General features: G+C 53.1%; 18 protein-coding genes and 1 other RNA gene. 9 read left to right on the top strand and 10 right to left on the bottom strand.

The features are described from left to right. The first annotated feature begins 3 nt into the window (after positions 1-3). The 3 genes from NR177_RS11605 (at position 4) to ykgO (ending at position 3873) form a co-directional block, all read left to right on the top strand. Positions 4-3156 carry a multidrug efflux RND transporter permease subunit AcrB gene (locus NR177_RS11605; protein WP_096011989.1) on the top strand — a complete coding sequence of 1051 codons (3153 nt, stop codon included), beginning with the start codon at positions 4-6 and terminating at the stop codon, positions 3154-3156. Positions 3157-3466: 310 nt separating this feature from the next. Continuing rightward, positions 3467-3721: a type B 50S ribosomal protein L31 gene (locus NR177_RS11600; RefSeq protein ID WP_256852935.1), complete on the top strand. Its 255-nt coding sequence runs from the start codon at positions 3467-3469 to the stop codon at positions 3719-3721. Positions 3722-3732: 11 nt separating this feature from the next. Beyond that, complete coding sequence (gene ykgO / locus NR177_RS11595) at positions 3733-3873, top strand: type B 50S ribosomal protein L36 (RefSeq protein WP_063878669.1); 141 nt, start codon at positions 3733-3735, stop codon at positions 3871-3873. A 57-nt stretch (positions 3874-3930) separates the two neighbouring features. Here ykgO and NR177_RS11590 read toward each other — a convergent pair whose 3' ends face one another. From NR177_RS11590 to NR177_RS11580, 3 genes are read right to left on the bottom strand one after another with little or no spacing between them, the layout of a single operon-like run. After that, a complete protein-coding gene (locus NR177_RS11590) occupies positions 3931-4809 on the bottom strand; it encodes a metal ABC transporter substrate-binding protein (RefSeq protein ID WP_109717111.1) in 879 nt (292 codons plus the stop codon). 12 nt (positions 4810-4821) lie between these two features. Next, positions 4822-5661: a metal ABC transporter permease gene (locus tag NR177_RS11585; protein ID WP_063878667.1), complete on the bottom strand. Its 840-nt coding sequence runs from the start codon at positions 5659-5661 to the stop codon at positions 4822-4824. Beyond that, positions 5658-6326, bottom strand: a complete 669-nt coding sequence (locus NR177_RS11580) for a metal ABC transporter ATP-binding protein (RefSeq protein ID WP_096011991.1) — start codon at positions 6324-6326, stop codon at positions 5658-5660. The genes NR177_RS11585 and NR177_RS11580 overlap by 4 nt, the downstream gene beginning before the upstream one ends. Positions 6327-6679: 353 nt before the next feature. Between NR177_RS11580 and NR177_RS11575 the strand changes: the two genes are divergently transcribed. From NR177_RS11575 to NR177_RS11565, 3 genes are all read left to right on the top strand, one after another. Then, positions 6680-7033 (top strand): hypothetical protein, encoded by a 354-nt coding sequence (locus tag NR177_RS11575; RefSeq protein WP_256852934.1) that lies wholly within the window; start codon positions 6680-6682, stop codon positions 7031-7033. Between the two features lie 146 nt (positions 7034-7179). Further along, complete coding sequence (tomB, locus tag NR177_RS11570) at positions 7180-7557, top strand: Hha toxicity modulator TomB (RefSeq protein ID WP_063878665.1); 378 nt, start codon at positions 7180-7182, stop codon at positions 7555-7557. A 24-nt stretch (positions 7558-7581) separates the two neighbouring features. After that, positions 7582-7797 (top strand): HHA domain-containing protein, encoded by a 216-nt coding sequence (locus tag NR177_RS11565; RefSeq protein ID WP_063878664.1) that lies wholly within the window; start codon positions 7582-7584, stop codon positions 7795-7797. A gap of 139 nt (positions 7798-7936) precedes the next feature. Here the strand turns inward: NR177_RS11565 and ffs are convergent. Continuing rightward, an RNA gene (gene ffs / locus NR177_RS11560) (signal recognition particle sRNA small type) lies at positions 7937-8033 on the bottom strand. A gap of 163 nt (positions 8034-8196) precedes the next feature. Between ffs and NR177_RS11555 the strand changes: the two genes are divergently transcribed. Then, positions 8197-8508: an MGMT family protein gene (locus tag NR177_RS11555; RefSeq protein ID WP_256852933.1), complete on the top strand. Its 312-nt coding sequence runs from the start codon at positions 8197-8199 to the stop codon at positions 8506-8508. Positions 8509-8556: 48 nt separating this feature from the next. Here the strand turns inward: NR177_RS11555 and NR177_RS11550 are convergent, their stop codons facing one another. Beyond that, complete coding sequence (locus NR177_RS11550) at positions 8557-9114, bottom strand: YbaY family lipoprotein (RefSeq protein WP_063878662.1); 558 nt, start codon at positions 9112-9114, stop codon at positions 8557-8559. A 191-nt stretch (positions 9115-9305) separates the two neighbouring features. Between NR177_RS11550 and tesB the strand changes: the two genes are divergently transcribed. Further along, on the top strand, positions 9306-10169 hold the full coding sequence (gene tesB / locus NR177_RS11545; RefSeq protein WP_256852932.1) for an acyl-CoA thioesterase II: 864 nt from the start codon (positions 9306-9308) through the stop codon (positions 10167-10169). A gap of 53 nt (positions 10170-10222) precedes the next feature. On the opposite strand, the gene amtB is transcribed toward tesB, so the two are convergent. The 5 genes from amtB to NR177_RS11520 form a co-directional block, all read right to left on the bottom strand. Continuing rightward, the gene (gene amtB, locus NR177_RS11540; RefSeq protein WP_063878660.1) at positions 10223-11512 is read right to left on the bottom strand and encodes an ammonium transporter AmtB; all 1290 of its coding nucleotides are present in this window, start codon (positions 11510-11512) and stop codon (positions 10223-10225) included. Between the two features lie 34 nt (positions 11513-11546). Continuing rightward, positions 11547-11885: a P-II family nitrogen regulator gene (gene glnK, locus NR177_RS11535; RefSeq protein WP_013024898.1), complete on the bottom strand. Its 339-nt coding sequence runs from the start codon at positions 11883-11885 to the stop codon at positions 11547-11549. Positions 11886-12142: 257 nt separating this feature from the next. After that, complete coding sequence (locus NR177_RS11530) at positions 12143-13918, bottom strand: SmdB family multidrug efflux ABC transporter permease/ATP-binding protein (protein ID WP_145393742.1); 1776 nt, start codon at positions 13916-13918, stop codon at positions 12143-12145. After that, a complete protein-coding gene (locus NR177_RS11525; protein ID WP_256852931.1) occupies positions 13911-15680 on the bottom strand; it encodes a SmdA family multidrug ABC transporter permease/ATP-binding protein in 1770 nt (589 codons plus the stop codon). Before NR177_RS11525 ends, NR177_RS11530 begins: the two co-directional genes overlap by 8 nt. A 24-nt stretch (positions 15681-15704) precedes the next feature. Beyond that, the gene (locus NR177_RS11520; RefSeq protein WP_015700832.1) at positions 15705-16166 is read right to left on the bottom strand and encodes an Lrp/AsnC family transcriptional regulator; all 462 of its coding nucleotides are present in this window, start codon (positions 16164-16166) and stop codon (positions 15705-15707) included. A 117-nt stretch (positions 16167-16283) separates the two neighbouring features. On the opposite strand from NR177_RS11520, the gene NR177_RS11515 reads away from it, so the two are divergent. Beyond that, a complete protein-coding gene (locus tag NR177_RS11515) occupies positions 16284-17318 on the top strand; it encodes a PLP-dependent cysteine synthase family protein (RefSeq protein ID WP_063878657.1) in 1035 nt (344 codons plus the stop codon). Positions 17319-17423 lie beyond the last annotated feature (105 nt).

Raw genomic sequence — 17423 nt, 5'->3', positions numbered from 1 at the left:
TACATGGCTAAGTTCTTTATCGATCGCCCCATCTTTGCGTGGGTCCTTGCTATTATCGTGATGCTAGCGGGCGCGTTATCGATTCTCAAATTACCGATTGAGCAATATCCCAATGTTGCGCCACCGGCAATTGAGATTCAGGCCAACTACCCCGGTGCTGACGCCAAAACGCTGCAAGACTCGGTGACGCAGGTCATCGAACAAAATATGAATGGTATTGATGGCCTGATGTATATGTCATCAAGCAGTGACTCATCAGGTGCACTGACACTGACGATTTCGTTTGAGTCAGGTACCGATGCAGATATCGCCCAGGTCCAGGTGCAGAACAAACTGCAGCTGGCCATGCCGTTGCTGCCTCAGGAAGTGCAACAACAGGGGATTCAGGTTAAAAAATCCTCCAGTAGCTTCCTGATGGTCGCCGGTTTTATCAGCGATGACGGCAGCATGACGCAGAACGATATTTCTGACTATGTGGCCTCCAATATCAAAGATCCTATCAGCCGTACGCCTGGCGTAGGTGATACTCAGGTATTTGGTGCGCAGTATGCGATGCGTATCTGGATGGACCCCAACAAGCTTAATAACTACCAGTTAACCCCTGTTGACGTTATTAATGCGCTGAAAACTCAGAATGCCCAGGTGGCTGCCGGTCAGTTAGGCGGCACGCCACCAGTACCGGGACAGCAGTTAAACGCCTCCATCATTGCGCAAACCCGTCTGACCTCCACCAAAGAGTTCGGCAACATTCTGCTGAAAGTGAACAGTGATGGTTCTCAGGTTCGCCTGCGCGATGTGGCGCAGATTGAACTGGGGGGTGAAAACTACGAGATCATCGCGCGTTATAATGGCAAACCGGCTTCCGGTATTGGTATCAAACTGGCCACCGGCGCGAATGCCCTTAATACGGCAGATGCGGTGAAGGCGGAGCTGGCAAAACTGCAGCCCACGTTCCCGGCAGGCATGAAGGTTGTTTATCCTTATGACACCACACCTTTCGTAAAAATCTCTATTTTCGAAGTGGTGAAGACGCTGATGGAAGCCATTCTGTTAGTGTTCCTGGTGATGTATCTGTTCCTGCAAAACTTCCGTGCCACACTGATTCCGACAATCGCCGTCCCTGTTGTATTGCTGGGTACCTTTGCGATTATCAGCGCCTTTGGCTACTCGATAAACACCCTGACGATGTTCGGGATGGTGCTTGCCATCGGCTTGCTGGTGGATGATGCCATCGTGGTGGTCGAGAACGTCGAGCGCGTCATGGTGGAGGAAGGGCTACCACCCAAAGAAGCCACGAAGCGGTCGATGGGACAGATTCAGGGCGCGCTGGTCGGTATTGCCCTGGTGCTGTCAGCGGTATTTATTCCGATGGCCTTCTTTGGTGGCTCAACCGGTGTCATTTACCGTCAGTTCTCTATCACCATTGTGTCCGCGATGGCGCTGTCGGTGCTGGTCGCATTGATTCTGACGCCGGCACTGTGCGCCACCATGCTCAAACCGGTGAAAAAAGGCGACCATGGTAAAACCACCGGTTTCTTTGGTTGGTTTAACCGTCTATTCGACAAGAGCACGCATCACTATGTCGATAGCGTGGGCCATATCGTTCGCGGCACCGGTCGTTATCTGCTGCTTTACCTGCTGATTGTGGTGGGAATGGCGTTTCTGTTCCTGCGCCTGCCCTCCTCCTTCCTGCCGGAAGAAGATCAGGGCCTGTTACTGGCTCAGGCACAGCTCCCTGCGGGTGCGACCCAGGAACGTACGCAGAAGGTACTGGATCAGGTTTCTGACTACTTCCTGACAAAAGAAAAGGACTCGGTGAAATCGGTCTTTACCGTTGCCGGGTTTGGTTTTGCGGGTCGTGGACAGAACACCGGTATCGCCTTTGTCAGCCTGAAGCCCTGGGATGAGCGTACCAGCAGCAACATGAAAGTTCCGGCTATCCAGGGACGTGCCATGCAGGCTCTGGGCCAAATCAAAGACGGTATGGTGTTTGCGTTTAACCTGCCAGCGATTATTGAATTAGGTAACGCCACGGGCTTTGACTTTGAGCTAATCGATCAGGCAAACCTTGGTCATGAAAAACTGACGCAGGCGCGTAACCAGCTGTTAGGCATGATTGCCCAGCATCCGGATACGTTGGTCGGTGTCCGTCCAAATGGTCTGGAAGATACCCCGCAGTTCAAACTGGATATTGACCAGGAGAAAGCGCAGGCATTGGGCGTGTCACTCAGTGACATTAACACCACGCTCGGCGCGTCCTGGGGCGGCTCTTACGTCAATGACTTTATTGACCGTGGTCGTGTGAAGAAGGTCTACGTGATGGGTAAAGCCGACGCACGTATGCTGCCGGACGACATTAATAAGTGGTTCGTTCGTAACAGCAACGGCGAGATGGTGCCCTTCTCCGCCTTCTCCTCCGCTCACTGGCAGTATGGTTCACCGCGTCTGGAACGCTATAACGGTTTGCCAGCCATGGAAATTCTGGGTCAGCCTACACCGGGCAAGAGTTCAGGTGAAGCCATGAACATGATGGAAGAGCTGGCCTCTAAGCTGCCAACGGGCATCGGTTATGACTGGACGGGAATGTCCTATCAGGAACGTCTGTCAGGCAACCAGGCACCGGCTCTGTATGCCATTTCGCTGATTGTGGTATTCCTGTGTCTTGCCGCACTCTATGAGAGCTGGTCAATTCCGTTCTCCGTCATGCTGGTCGTGCCGCTTGGCGTGGTCGGTGCGTTACTCTTCACCACCTTACGTGGCCTGAGTAATGACGTTTACTTTGTCGTGGGGTTACTGACAACCGTTGGCCTCTCGGCGAAGAACGCCATCCTGATCGTGGAATTCGCGAAGGATCTGATGGAGAAAGAAGGTAAGGGTCTGGTGGAAGCGACGCTTGAAGCCTGTCGTATGCGTCTGCGTCCTATCCTGATGACCTCGCTGGCCTTTATTCTTGGCGTACTGCCTCTGGCCATCAGCACCGGTGCAGGTTCAGGTGCGCAGAATGCGGTCGGTACCGGCGTAATGGGCGGTATGGTTACCGCTACCGCGCTGGCTATCTTCTTTGTACCGGTATTCTTTGTTGTGGTGCGCCGTCGCTTCGGTAAGAACAAAGCGGACATCGAAAAGGATCATCCTGTCGATAACCACACGCATTAATCTGTAAACATAAAGGCCGCGTCAGCGGCCTTTTTTAATCCCTTCACTGTTTACCGCCACGCTGACTTCCCTCGCCACAGATTGATCTCTGCCAGCCTTCACGTGCTTTAGCTTGCGCCTCTGACCTTCGTCGAAACATCGCCGGTATCAACCTGCCTTTACGCTTTTCGGTTTGCTTGCGTTGGCTTGTCACCTGCATGCGATTTTCTCCCTGCCTCGATGCTGTTTGCCCCTGGTTTTTCGAGGGTTGCATTCGGATCAGGTGCAGCGCATAATATTGTTATAGTATAACATTACATTGGTGACAATTATGAAAACAGGTATTCATCCCTCGTATCGTGCCGTGGTGTTCCATGACACCGCTGCTGACGTGTATTTCAAAATCGGTTCAACCATTAAGACTGACCGCACCGTTGAGTTTGAAGGCGAAACCCTGCCTTACATTACACTCGACGTCTCGTCGGCATCCCATGTGTTTTATACCGGTAAACAGAAAGACTTTGCTAAAGAAGGCAGTACCGCGCGCTTTAACCAGCGCTTCGGCCGTTTTCTGGGCCGTCGATAAGAGAGGACATCATGCAGGTATTGAGTTCGCTGCGTTCCGCCAAGAACCGGCATCGGGATTGTAAAGTGGTACGCCGTAAAGGCCGCATCTATGTCATCTGCAAAACGAATCCGCGCTTTAAAGCCGTGCAGGGAAGAAAGAAAAAACGTTGATGTGTCGTGAACCTTAGCCGGAATGTCGCTCACCCGCCATTCCGGCTTTTTTTATGCTCAGTGCATGCTTTTGAGCATGACCTCAACATTGTGTTTAAACGCCGCTTCATAGGTGGGCGCAGGGCCGGAAGCCGTCGACAGCGCTTCAGGATACAGCTCCCCCCCAGGTTTAGCACCGGTGGCGCTGGCAATCTGTTTTACCAGGCGAGGATCGGTCTGGTTTTCCATAAAGTAGGTTTTAATATGTTGCTGCTTAAGCTGGGTGATCAGGCTGGCCACATCGCTGGCGCTGGCTTCCGCTTCCGTTGAGAAACCGACAGGTGCCAGGAAGGTAACGCCATAGCGTTGCCCGAAGTACCCAAAAGCATCATGACTGGTCAGCACTTTACGTTTTTGTTGTGGAATTGCCGCGAAAGACGTTTTGGCCCAGCTGTCCAGTTTCTGTAGCTGCTGAATATAATTTTCGCCGCGCTTACGGATATCATCAGCATCCTGCGGGTCAGCCTTAATCAACGCCTCCATCACGTTTTTGGCATAAATCGTGCCGTTGTACATGCTGTTCCACGCATGGGGATCGGTGATGGTTTTGCCATCCTCTTCCATCGTCCGTGTTTCAATGCCCGTTGAGGCCACCACAGGTTGCCCTTTATAGCCCGACGCACTCACCAGACGATTCATCCAGCCTTCCAGCCCCAAACCACTGACAAAGACAACGTCGGCTTTTGCCAGTGCTTCGCTGTCTTGTGGCGTGGGTTCAAACGTGTGGGGATCACCATTCGGCCCTACCAGGCTTTTTACGTGAACGTGATCGCCCCCAATTTGTTTCACGATATCGGCCAGCACGGTAAAACTGGCTACCGCATCTACCGTTTTTGCCATTGATAATGGACTAATGACTAACGCCCCGATTGCCAGACTAATGGGTAATATCTTCATAGCTACCTCTGATTAATGGCGGCGCAGAATGCCACCGCACGGCCCTGTTAAGATGGAGAGAAAAAACAGCATCGCGGCACTCAATACCACCGCCGGGCCTGCCGGCAGTGAAAAGTGCCAGGAAAGTACCAGCCCCGCGAACGCAGACAGCACGGCCATCAACATGGCTGAGCCCAGCATGACGACGAGGTGACGACTCCAGAAGCGTGCGCTGGCGGCGGGCAACATCATCAGCCCGACCGACATCAATGTGCCCAGCACCTGAAAACCCGCGACCAGGTTAAGCACCACCAGCGTCAGGAAAATACCGTGCACCAGCGGCGCACTCCATTTGCCCTGCGCGCGCAGAAAATCTGAATCGAATGCATCAATGACCAGAGGACGGTAGATGACGGCCAGCATCAGCAGCGTAAACGCGGCGATGCCGCCGACCACCGCCAGGGCAGGATTATCCACCGCCAGCAGCGATCCAAACAGAACGTGCAGCAGATCGACGCTGGAGCCACGCAGTGAAACCAGCGTGACGCCCAGCGCCAGCGAGCCGAGGTAAAATCCGGCAAAGCTGGCATCTTCTTTAAGCGGCGTATAACGACTGACGGCCCCCGACAGCAGCGCCACCGCCAGGCCTGCAATCAGTCCGCCAACGCCCATCGCCACCAGGGATAAACCCGAGATTAAATAGCCGATGGCGGCACCGGGCAGCACGGCATGGGATAAAGCATCCCCGATTAAGCTCATCCGGCGCAGAGACAGGAAGACGCCCAGCGGCGTGGCACTGAACGCCAGCGCGACACAGGCCACCAGCGCCCGTCGCATAAAGCTGAACTCAATGAAAGGTTGAATAATTGTCACGGCGCGACGCTCCGTAACGGAGCGGTGTCGACCATGCTACGTCGATGAGAACCATCATCCATAGACAGAACATCCGTGAAGTAGCGCTCCACCAGGGGATGGTCATGCAGCACCACCATGAGCGTGGTACCGGCCTGCTGCTGCTGCTGCAAAATAGACATCAGCAACGTTACCGTCTTGCTGTCAATGCCGTTAAAGGGTTCATCAAGCAACCACAGGCGACTGCGTTGCAGCATGAGCCGAGCAAACAGCACGCGCTGCAGCTGCCCACCAGATAAGGTGGAAGGTTGAGCATCGGCATAGTCGCTCATCTGCACCGCATCCAGCGCGTCACTGATCTCTTTGCGTAATGCCCGGTTGATACCACCAAACCATCCACAGCGCGGCCAGCAGCCTATCGAAACCAGTTCATAGACGGTCAGCGGGAAACGTGTTTCCAGCTCACTGCGCTGAGGTAGCCACCCGACTTCGCGACGTGGGACATGCAGCTCACACTGTCCTTTCACCGGCGGCAATAAGCCGGCAATGGTTTTAATCAGCGTGGATTTTCCGCTCCCGTTAGCCCCCATCAGAGCGGTCATGCTGCCCTGAGCCAGCTCCGTCGTCACAACGGGCGTCACCGATTGCCCCTGATAGCCCACCTGCAAATTTCTGAACGCTATCACGGCTGCATTCCCCACCACATCGCTATTGCCAGAACAGCGATTAACATGAGTGCTACGACTAACCGCCCACCGAGTGACATTAACAGCCCACTTTGATTCATCACTGCACCAGGAAAAATGTTATAACATAACAACCATGATATCCGATGTTGTGGTGCCAGAGGCACAGCAATGTGTTTCAAAAAATAAATCAGCGCACAAATTGCCTGTAAAGCCACGTTTGATAAGCAGTAACGAATCAATCACTTGCTTAAAACTGGCACTACTAATCTCTTATTACAGGCGCACTGCTACTTGCAAACCGCCAGAAGAACATCAATGATGGGTTTACAGGCGTTATTTATGAGCAGGCCATGTCAGTAAGAATTGAATGCAATGTCGCGCAGGATGAAACGGATTGCGCAAAATTAGCCACAATTATTGGGCGGAATATTCTCAAAATAACAGATTCTCTGGTTGGCGATTTACAATGGTATTCAGCTAATGCCATGTTAGTGCCAGACAGTTTAAAAGTTATTGCTGTTGAGATGACGGGGTCGAATAGATTTAAGTTACTTTACGTTTTTCAGTGGAATGTATTTAATCCCTGCCTGGATTTAAATGAAACCATTACGCAGAATGAACAAGTCAGCTTTCATATCAGCCCTGCTGCGCTTGTGTTTGAGCCGATCGAGAATCAGCGCCCCTCACCTGGCGATGAATTGTAATATTTAGTAATGGAGGTGAGCAGAACTAATGATTTTACACTATTCTTAACTCAGTCCGTTATTTACAAACCCGACAACCACTTCTTTGCCACTTCACCTAATCTTGCCGCATTGCGGTAACTTTGCTTGCTACGGAGGGGAAAAAGATGGACGAATACTCACCGAAACGGCATGATATTGCCCAGCTTAAATACTTGTGTGAGAGTTTGTTTGACGCAAGCATGGCGACATTAACTGACAGTCATCATGGCTGGGTTAATGATCCTACTGCCGAAAGCAATTTACAGCTAAACGATCTGATTGAGCATATCGCCTCTTTCACCATGAATTACAAAATTAAGCATGTTGAAGACGAAGCACTGATTACCCAAATCGATGAATATCTTGATGATACCTTTATGCTGTTCAGCAACTATAGTGTAAATACTCAGGACCTTCAGCGCTGGCAACGCTCAGCGAAACGTTTATTTAATCTGTTTACTGAAGAGTGCGCTTTTCTTCAACAGCCAAGCCATTCATTATAGTACTGACGTGAGAACGGTTTATTTATGAACAAAACCCTAACTAAAACTGATTATTTGATGCGACTGAGGCGCTGTCGTTCAATTGACACGCTGGAAAGAGTGATTGAAAAAAATAAGTACGAATTACCCGATGACGAATTAGCAGTATTCTACTCAGCAGCCGACCATCGTCTGGCGGAACTGACGATGAACAAGCTTTATGACAAAGTACCGGTCTCAGTCTGGAAATTTGTACGCTAAGTTATTTTTGCTTTACGTTTAATCTGATTTCACCAGCCAGTATCTGTATAACTCGCCTGCCGGCAATGGAACGGCCCAGGCGAGCTTCGGCTGTTTATCATCTGAAGAAAGGGATGTGACAGAGATGAAATGGTGGAGGCCCTGCCAGCTACATCCCGGCACACACGTCACCTGCTGCGGCTGCTTCCTTCCGGACCTGACCGAGTTCACAAGCTAGCATTGCGGGAGAACCAACAGGGCCTCCATTGACTAGCCCTCATTTCGAGAGCGGAGGCATTATCGGGGAAGCCTCCGGCAATTGCAAGCCTGGTGGGGATGACCGTTGGTTTCTTGTACGATCGCCGATAATTAACCTGCATTGTGATAAAATCATCGTCTTTTTTTGGGCAGGGTAAGCCGATGGACAGCACTGACAGCTTCAAACAGCGAATCTGGCAAATTGTCGCCGCGATTCCACCCGGTAAAGTCACCACCTATGGTGACGTCGCATTGTTGGCCGGCTCGCCCAGAGCAGCACGTCAGGTCGGTGGCGTACTCAGTCGCTTACCCGAGGGCAGCACGCTTCCCTGGCATCGGGTGATTAACCGTCATGGCACGATTTCGTTGCAGGGTGACCGTTTATTCCGTCAGCGAGACGCGCTGGAAGCAGAAGGCATTGAAGTGAGTGACGGCGGTGAGATTGATTTAGAAAAATATCGCTGGCGGTTTTAATGCATCAGGGCGACAACGAGGTCGCCCTGAACATATCGCCCTAAGGCATTACATGGTCGTCGGCGCAGGCACGGCGGCTGACGGGGTAACCTGAGTCGGTGAGGTGGACGGCACGCTGGTCGCTGCACCAGGTTGTGTCGCCATCGCCATTGATGGTACCGGCACTAACACCAGATCGGCTTTCGTTCCGCCCTGATTAATGACCGGTTTAACCTCTTCAGTGATAAAGGCCATTTTGCCGTCAACGGTAATCGCGGCGCTCAACAGGATACGTGCATTTGGCTGAATATCCGCTGGGTTGAAAGGCAGCACAAAGTGGAACGGTGCCTGCTTCCCATCCGTACGCACGACGCGCTGTGCCAGCACTTTTGACGGTGCGTCAGACACCGACGCATCGGACAGCGTCACAGTCAGCGCCGCATTCGGTGGAAGCGCGATACGCTGGCGGATATAGACCGATCCGCTGACGTTAGGCTGAGCAATCGTTGCTGTTTGTCCTGCTACCGCCGAACCCAACGTCGGGGTTGGCACCGGTTTGCCTTTGTGTGCACAACCTGCGAGAGCCATTGCCATCGCTACGCCACTTAACACATGCCAGAATTTCATTGATGTCGTCTCCTTTTGATCAAAATGATTTTTAGCAGTGAATCTTCATTACAGCGTTTCACTCGCCGTATGCCTTAATGTTGGCACAAAATCAGAAGTTTGCCTGGTTGGATGAAAGACAGAAAGTCTGATTGACGGAAACTGGTCGGATCTTTCACACTGAGGTAAATACTGATAATCAGGAAAGCGCCATGAGTCAGGCACTCGAAAATTTGCTTACTTTAATCCATCTGGAAAAAATCGAAGAAGGTCTGTTTCGCGGCCAGAGCGAAGATCTGGGACTGCGTCAGGTCTTTGGTGGTCAGGTCGTGGGACAGGCACTCTTTGCGGCCAAACAGACCGTCCCCGACGATCGCATTATCCATTCCTTCCACAGCTATTTTCTCCGCCCTGGCGACAGCCAGAAGCCCATTATTTACGATGTGGAAAGCCTGCGCGATGGTAAAAGCTTTAGCGCCCGTCGGGTTAGCGCCATTCAAAACGGCCAGCCGATTTTTTATATGACGGCCTCCTTCCAGGCACCGGAGAACGGGTTTGAACATCAAAAGCCGATGCCGCAGGTAAAAGGGCCCGATAACTTACCTAATGAACAGCAGATGGCGCAAAAAATGGCCCATATGCTGCCAGAAAAACTGCGTGAAAAATTTATTGCCGAACGGCCGCTGGAAATTCGCCCGGTGCAGATCCACAACCCGCTGAGAGGTCATGTTGATAAACCACAGCGTCAGGTATGGATTCGGGCCAACGGAACGCTGCCAGACGATTTGCGCATCCATCAGTATCTGCTGGGCTATGCCTCCGATCTCAACTTTTTACCGGTGGCGCTACAGCCACATGGTAAAGGTTTTCTGGAAGCCGATATGCAGGTAGCGACGATAGATCACTCTATGTGGTTTCATCGTTCGCTGAACTTCAATGACTGGCTATTGTATAGCGTGGAGAGTACTTCCGCGTCAGGTGCGCGAGGCTTTGTACGTGGCGAATTTTATAACCGGCAAGGCGAACTGGTGGCGTCAACGGTGCAGGAAGGGGTGATGCGCCAGCGTCACGAATAGCAAAAAGGGGCGAAATCGCCCCTTTGTTTTATCGGTATCGCTGTAGAGATAACTTATTGGTTGTAAGCGTTCTCGCCATGGCTGTTGACGTCCAGGCCTTCGCGCTCATGCTCTTCTGGTACACGCAGACCCACAATCATATCCGCCAGTTTGAAGCCAATGAAGGCCACCACACCGGACCAGACAATGGTGACACCCACGCTCAGCAACTGAATCGAAACCTGATGACCCATGGTGACGCCTGGGGCATAACCTACGCCGCCCAGCGAGGAAGACGCGAATACACCTGTCAGGATACAACCGATGATGCCACAGACGCCGTGAACACCGAATACGTCGCAAGGGTCGTCAACCCGCAGCCATCTTTTCAGCGTTGTCACGCCCCAGATGCCAGCCAGACCACCCACTAAACCGATAATTAACGCGCCACCGACACCGACATAACCACAGGCTGGAGTGATGGCGACCAGGCCAGCAATGAAGCCAGAACAGGCACCTAACAGCGAAGGTTTGCCGCGCATCGCCCACTCACCAAAGGTCCATGCCAGCACGGCACCCGCAGTGGCAACAACGGTATTCAGGAAGGCCAGTGCAGCAATTTCGTTAGCGGCAGACGCCGACCCTGCGTTAAAACCAAACCAGCCGACATACAGAATCGCCGTACCGGTGAACACCATCGGCAAGTTATGCGGTTTAAACGCCTCTTTACCAAAACCGGCACGTTTACCCACCAGGTAAGCACCGACCAGGCCTGCAACCGCAGCGTTAATGTGCACCACCGTGCCGCCTGCAAAGTCCAGTGCGCCATCCTGAGCCAGCAAACCGCCCGCCCATACCATATGTGCGATAGGCACATAGGCCAGCGTGAGCCACACCAGGACAAAAATCAGTACCGCGGAGAAGCGAATACGTTCAGCAATAGCACCGACAACCAGCCCTACGGTAATACAGGCAAACGAGGCCTGGAATGCCACGTGGATATATTGATAAAAGCTGCCCATCACCGCTGTCAGAGCAATGTTTTTCAGCATCACCCAGTTAAAGCTACCAAAGAAGGCGTTACCTTCACTGAAAGCCAGTGAGTAGCCATAAATGACCCACAGCACGCACACCAGCGAAAAGGTCACAGCCACCTGGGTCAGCATAGAAAGGACGTTTTTACCGCGGATCAGGCCACCGTAAAACAGCGCAATCCCAGGAATTGACATAAACAGCACCAGCGCGGTGCAAATCATCATAAAGGCGTTATCGGCTTTGTCTGCAACGGCAGGTGCAGCAGCCATTGCAAGCGACGGTAACAGTGCCAGGCTGGTGAGGCCCAACTTGGTCAGCATTTTATTCATTTTTTTTCCATCCCATCACATTACTGAGTCTTGTTTACAGTGCGGCTTCGTCGGTTTCGCCGGTACGTATGCGAATCACGCGCTGCAGTTCAGCAACGAAAATCTTACCGTCGCCAATTTTTCCGGTGTAAGCCGATTTACTGATTACGTCCACCACTTCGTCCAGTTGGTCATCGGCAATGGCGATATCAATTTTTACTTTAGGCAGAAAGTTCACGCTGTATTCCGCACCACGGTACAGTTCGGCGTGCCCTTTCTGACGCCCAAAACCTTTCACTTCGGAGACGGTCAGTCCCTGAATACCAATTGAGGATAATGCCTCTCGCACATCTTCAAGCTTGAACGGCTTAATTACGACGGTAACCAGCTTCATAGCCTCTCCTTAAGGGTTTGAAATAAGTAAGTCTCATGGACACGCAGAGACTTAAGCAAAGCCTGTGCCAGATGTAATTAAAGGATGAAATCAGTTATCAGGCCGCGACGGAATAAGGCTCAGTTAATGCTGAATATGTGGACAGGAAAGGTAAGAAGGACAGATAAGCGAAGCGGATGCACACCTTTGGTGCGCTCAGGCTCAAAGACGTGCATCCAAACGGATCAAGGGAGAAAATATGTGCAAAAAAGGTGCAATCAGACGGCGCTGACTAACGGCGCGGCCAATTCCAGCTCTTCACCTGCCTGTTGCAGCTGGTACATTTGCCAATAGCGCCCCTGTAATGCCAGGAGTTGCTGATGCGTCCCCTGCTCCACCACGTTACCGCGGTGCAGCACCAGAATGTTGTCAGCTTCGGTGATGGTCGAGAGGCGATGAGCGATCACCACCAGCGTCGTATGCTGGCGCAGGGTGCGCAGAGTGTGCTGAATCGCCTGCTCTGTACCGGAGTCGATATTGGCAGTGGCTTCATCAAGAATCAGAATCTTCGGCAACTGCACCAGCACACGCGCCAGCGCCAGTAACTGCTTTTGCCCCACGGACAGGTTATTCCCCTGCTCGCCCAGTCGGGTGTGAATGCCGTCGGGCAAGGCGCGGGCCAGCGGTGCCAGTTGCACCTGCTCCAACGCTGTCCACACCGCGTCTTCACTGATATCCCGGCCCAGACGCACGTTGGCCAGCAGCGAATCGGCCAGCACCACCGGGTCCTGCTGCACCATAGCGATATCGCGTCGTAGCGCGTGGTGGGAATACTCGCCCAGCGGGCGATCGTCAAGCCTGACCTCGCCGCGCGTCACCGGGTAGTAACCCATTAACAGGTTCGCCAGCGTGCTTTTACCGCTACCGGTATGACCGACCAGGGCAACAAAACCGCGTGAGGGGACATCCAGACTAATATTGCTCAGCACGTCGCGATTATCGCGATAGGCAAAACTGAGGTTATTCAGCGTAATCCGCCCGGACGTCATCGGCTGGTCACTGTCACCATAATGCTGTTGCGGAGCATCCATCAGTTCAAAAATACGTTCGCCCGCCACGACCGCCTGCTGCAACATAGACTGCTGCGTCGTGAGTTCGATCAGCGGCTCGTTAAGCCGTCCCAGATAGGTGATAAATGCGTACAGTACGCCGACTTCGAAAACACCCGGCATCGAAAAACTGAACAACAGCAGTAAGCCACACAGCACCAGTGCCGAAAACAGGCTTAAGAGTGGCCGCAGCAGGAAACCATCAAGCCGCAGCGTTTGCATGCGCGCCAGATAGTGAGAGCGGCTGGCCTCACCCATGCGTTCGCCAAAGCGCGCCTGCTGGCGAAACTGCTGTATCACGCTCATCCCACTGATCACTTCGTTAAAGCCGTTATTGATATCGGCCAGATAGCTGCGAACGCGCCGGGCTATCGGCGTGCTGAAGCGCTGATAAATCAGCATCACGATAAGCACCATAGGGAAAATCAACATGGCCACCAGCGCCATGCGCCAGTCCAGACTGAACATGGCCACCATCATTGCGCCTACCAGTGCCGCACTGCGCAGAACGGTTGCCACAACGGTCACATACAGATCCCTCACGACTTCGGTGTCGTTGGTCACCCGGGAAATCAGTTGTCCAACCGGCTGGGTATCAAACGCGGCAAGGGGCTGACGCAGGGCCGCGTCCATGGCATCGGTGCGTAAACGCTGTACCACGCCAATAGCGGCCTGGTTAAACAGCAGCGCCTGGCCGTAATGCAGCGCAGCGGCCAGCAGTTGCAACAGAATAAAACTTACCACCAGGCCCGCCACAATGCCCCAGGGCATGTGATGCTTCGCCACCAGATTATCGATGAAATAACTCACCAGTACGGGACCGGTGACTTCGGCAGCGGCGGCCACCCACAGCATTAACACCGCCAGCGACAGGGATTTGCGCCAGGGTTTACCGTAACTCAGCAGGCGTTTGAGTGTTGGCCACATCGGTTGTGACTTAGTCATGTGGCACTCCTTTTTCAGTTTCATCATCATCCAGCGCGGCTTCCAGTTGCTGATAGCGGTACATATCCCGATACCAGCCCGCGTTGTTGCTCAGGGCGGCATGGTCGCCGCGTTGCGCTACGGTTCCCTGATGTAACACCAGAATCTCACTGGCTTCAGTCAGTGCGGATAAGCGATGGGCGCTAATGATCAACGTTTTGCCTTTCCCCCACTGGCGCAGATTATGCAGAATGTCATGCTCGGTGCGCCCGTCAACCGCCGACAGTGCATCGTCCAGAACCAGGATCTCTGCATTGAGCAGCAGGGCACGCGCGATTGAGATACGCTGCTTTTGGCCGCCCGACAACATGACACCGCGCTCCCCGACTTCGGTTTCGTACCCTTGCGGCAGGCGTAAGATATCGTCATGGACGCAGGCCATTTTTGCCGCCTGCTCGATATCCTCCTGACGGGCATCGGGCTTGCCCAGCGCGATGTTATTGGCCACGCTGTCGGAAAACAAAAACGGCGTCTGGCTGACCACCGCCAGGCGGCTGCGCCAGCTGTCCAGACGCAGTTGCGGCAGCGGAATCGCATGATAGCGAATATCCCCTTGCTGAATATCGAAGTGGCGCTGAATCAAACTCAGCAAGGTGGTTTTACCACTGCCGGTCGGGCCACACAGGCCCAGCATATCGCCAGGCTTAAGCTGAAACTCAACGTGGCTCAGGATCGCGCCCGAGCTGGCGGGATAGCGAAACTCATGAATGGCAACCTGCAGCGTTCCTGCCCGCTCGGGCAACGTTTTATCGCCGTCTTCAACCACCGGTGCCTCAGAGAGTAACGCACGAATCCGGCTCCAGGCAGCACTGCCACGTTCAACAATGTTGAACATCCATGCCAGCGCCAGCATCGGCCAGATCATCAAACCAAGATACATCACAAAGCTGGTGAGCTGCCCGAGCGTCATTTGCTCATGCCACACCAGCCAGCTTCCGCCGCCAATCGCCAGCAGGTTGGCAAAGCCAATCGCGATATAAATGGTGGGATCAAAACGCGCATCTACCCGCGCAACACGCAGGTTTTTCGCGCCGGTGTCGCGGGCAATATCGGCAAACTGCTCTGACTGATGCTGCTCCAGGCCAAACGCCTTGATCATTCGGATACTGGTCAGGCTCTCTTGCGTCTGGTCGTTCAGGCTGGAAAAGGCTGCCTGCGCCAGTTTGAAACGGTTATGCAACTGCTCGCCATAGCGGTGAATCACCAGCGCCATAAACGGCATGGGTATCAGCGACACCAGCGTCAACTGCCAGCTGATTTGGGTACTCATGGCAATCAACACCACACATCCCATCACCAGGGAATCCACCAGCGTCAGCACGCCTTCACCGGCGGCAAAGACCACACGATCGACATCGTTGGTGGCGCGGGCAATAAGATCGCCGGTACGGTGACGCAAATAAAAGGCTGGCTGCTGACGGCTGAGCTGACGATAAAAATCTTCACGCAGCTCAACGGCCAGCTGGTAGGACGCCCCAAACAACAGCACGCGCCAGACATAGCGCAGCAGATAAACCACCACGGCCGTCAGCAACATAATGCCAATCCACATCATTATGTGGCGGGCGCTCATGTTCTGATGGGTGACACCGTCAACAATCACGCCCACAACCCAGGGCGGCAGTAATTGCAGTACGGCAATAACGATCAGTAAGGTCACGGCGCCAAGGTAGCGTCGCCACTCACGAATAAAATACCAACTTAACTGGCTGAATAATCGCACAAGGCTGCTCTCAATCTCTGGTACTCAAGGGCCAACAGGCAGGGCTGTCGTGTATTTAATCTCTTCCATCGCAAAGCTGGAGGTCACATCGATCAGGCCTGTTACACCATTAACTAAACGCTTATAAAAGGCATCATAACTTTTCATGTCGGCAACCTGAATACGCAGTAAATAATCGTACTCACCGGCCATACGGTAAAAGCCCATCACTTCCGGCATGCTCTGCACCACCGAGACGAACTCCTGATACCAGGCCTTACTGTGCTGGGTGGTTTTGACGAACATAAACGCCGTCAGGGAAAGGCCAAGTTTTTCATTGTCCAGTAGTGCAACCCGCCCGCGAATAATGCCATCTTCTTCCAGCTTTTTCAGGCGCTTCCAGCAGGGCGTGGTAGTGAGATTCACCGCGTCCGCCAGCACCTGGAGAGAGGTAGTGCAGTCCTGCTGCAACATAGCCAGCAATTTAAGGTCAATTTTATCTGGCATATGGGCCTCCGGTAGAATTATTTTCTCCATTACCGCCATTTTAACGCAAAACCTGCAAGCTCTTTTTCCTGCACGTGCCTTAAGATAGTGACTTTCACCCGAGCGGAAATGAACCCTATGTCAACATGCTGGATACGCCACGCGATTAACGAAATAAACGCTGACTTTCAACGCTCAGCGGACACGCACTTAATTCGCTTCAGTTTGCCGGATTTTCCGGGCATTGGGTTCTATCTGAAAGATGAAAGTACGCATCCCAGCGGAAGCCTGAAACATCGCCTGGCGCGTTCCCTGTTTCTTTACGCGCTTGCCAATGGTTGGATCAAACAAGGCACGCCTGTTATTGAAGCCTCTTCTGGCAGTACCGCCGTCTCTGAAGCCTATTTTGCTCGCCTGTTGGGCTTACCCTTTATTGCCGTGATGCCAGCCAGCACTGCAAAGCGGAAAATTGAGCAGATTACCTTCTACGGCGGTCAGTGCCATTTTGTCAGCGATCCCTGTCAGCTCTATGCCGAATCCGAGCGTCTGGCCCGGGAACTGAACGGCCACTTTATGGATCAGTTTACCTATGCTGAACGGGCAACCGACTGGCGCGGCAACAACAATATTGCCGAAAGTATTTTCCGCCAGATGGCGAACGAGCCTTTTCCTGTTCCTCATACGTTAATTATGAGCGCGGGCACCGGCGGTACGTCAGCCACATTGGGGCGCTATATCCGCTATCAGGGATGCGATACGCGCTTACTGGTGGTCGATCCGCAGCATTCGGTTTTTTATGACTACTGGCAAAATCGTGATGCCACTCTGACCAGCAATCGCGGCAGCATGATTGAAGGTATTGGTCGCCCACGCGTTGAACCCTCCTTTATGCCTGATGTGATTGATGAAATGATCAAAGTGCCCGATGGCGCGACAATTGCCGCCATGCTGAAGCTGGAAACCCTGTTGGGACGTAAACCGGGCCCCTCTACCGGCACGAATTTTTGGGGCATGATGCAGGTAGCAAAACGCTTACGCGATAACAACGAGCAAGGCTCGCTGGTGACGCTCCTGTGCGACAGTGGCGAACGTTATCTTGATACCTACTATCAACCCGAATGGGTGGCTCAGCATATTGGCGAGATTGCGCCATGGCAGCATGAGCTGGCCTGAGGTGGCGATCAAGCCTGTCTTCTGGCGTGCGGGTTGGATAACAGCGGCCTGAGCAACCACGGTGCCAGGATTCGCAGCTCGTCCTGTCTGACAGGCTCAGCGATG

It is taken from the genome of Pantoea sp. Fr+CA_20 (assembly GCF_024520835.1).
GTDB classification, from domain to species: Bacteria; Pseudomonadota; Gammaproteobacteria; order Enterobacterales; family Enterobacteriaceae; genus Pantoea; species Pantoea allii.
Note: the sequence above shows the minus strand (reverse complement) of the source record. Positions and strands in the feature narration are given on the sequence as shown.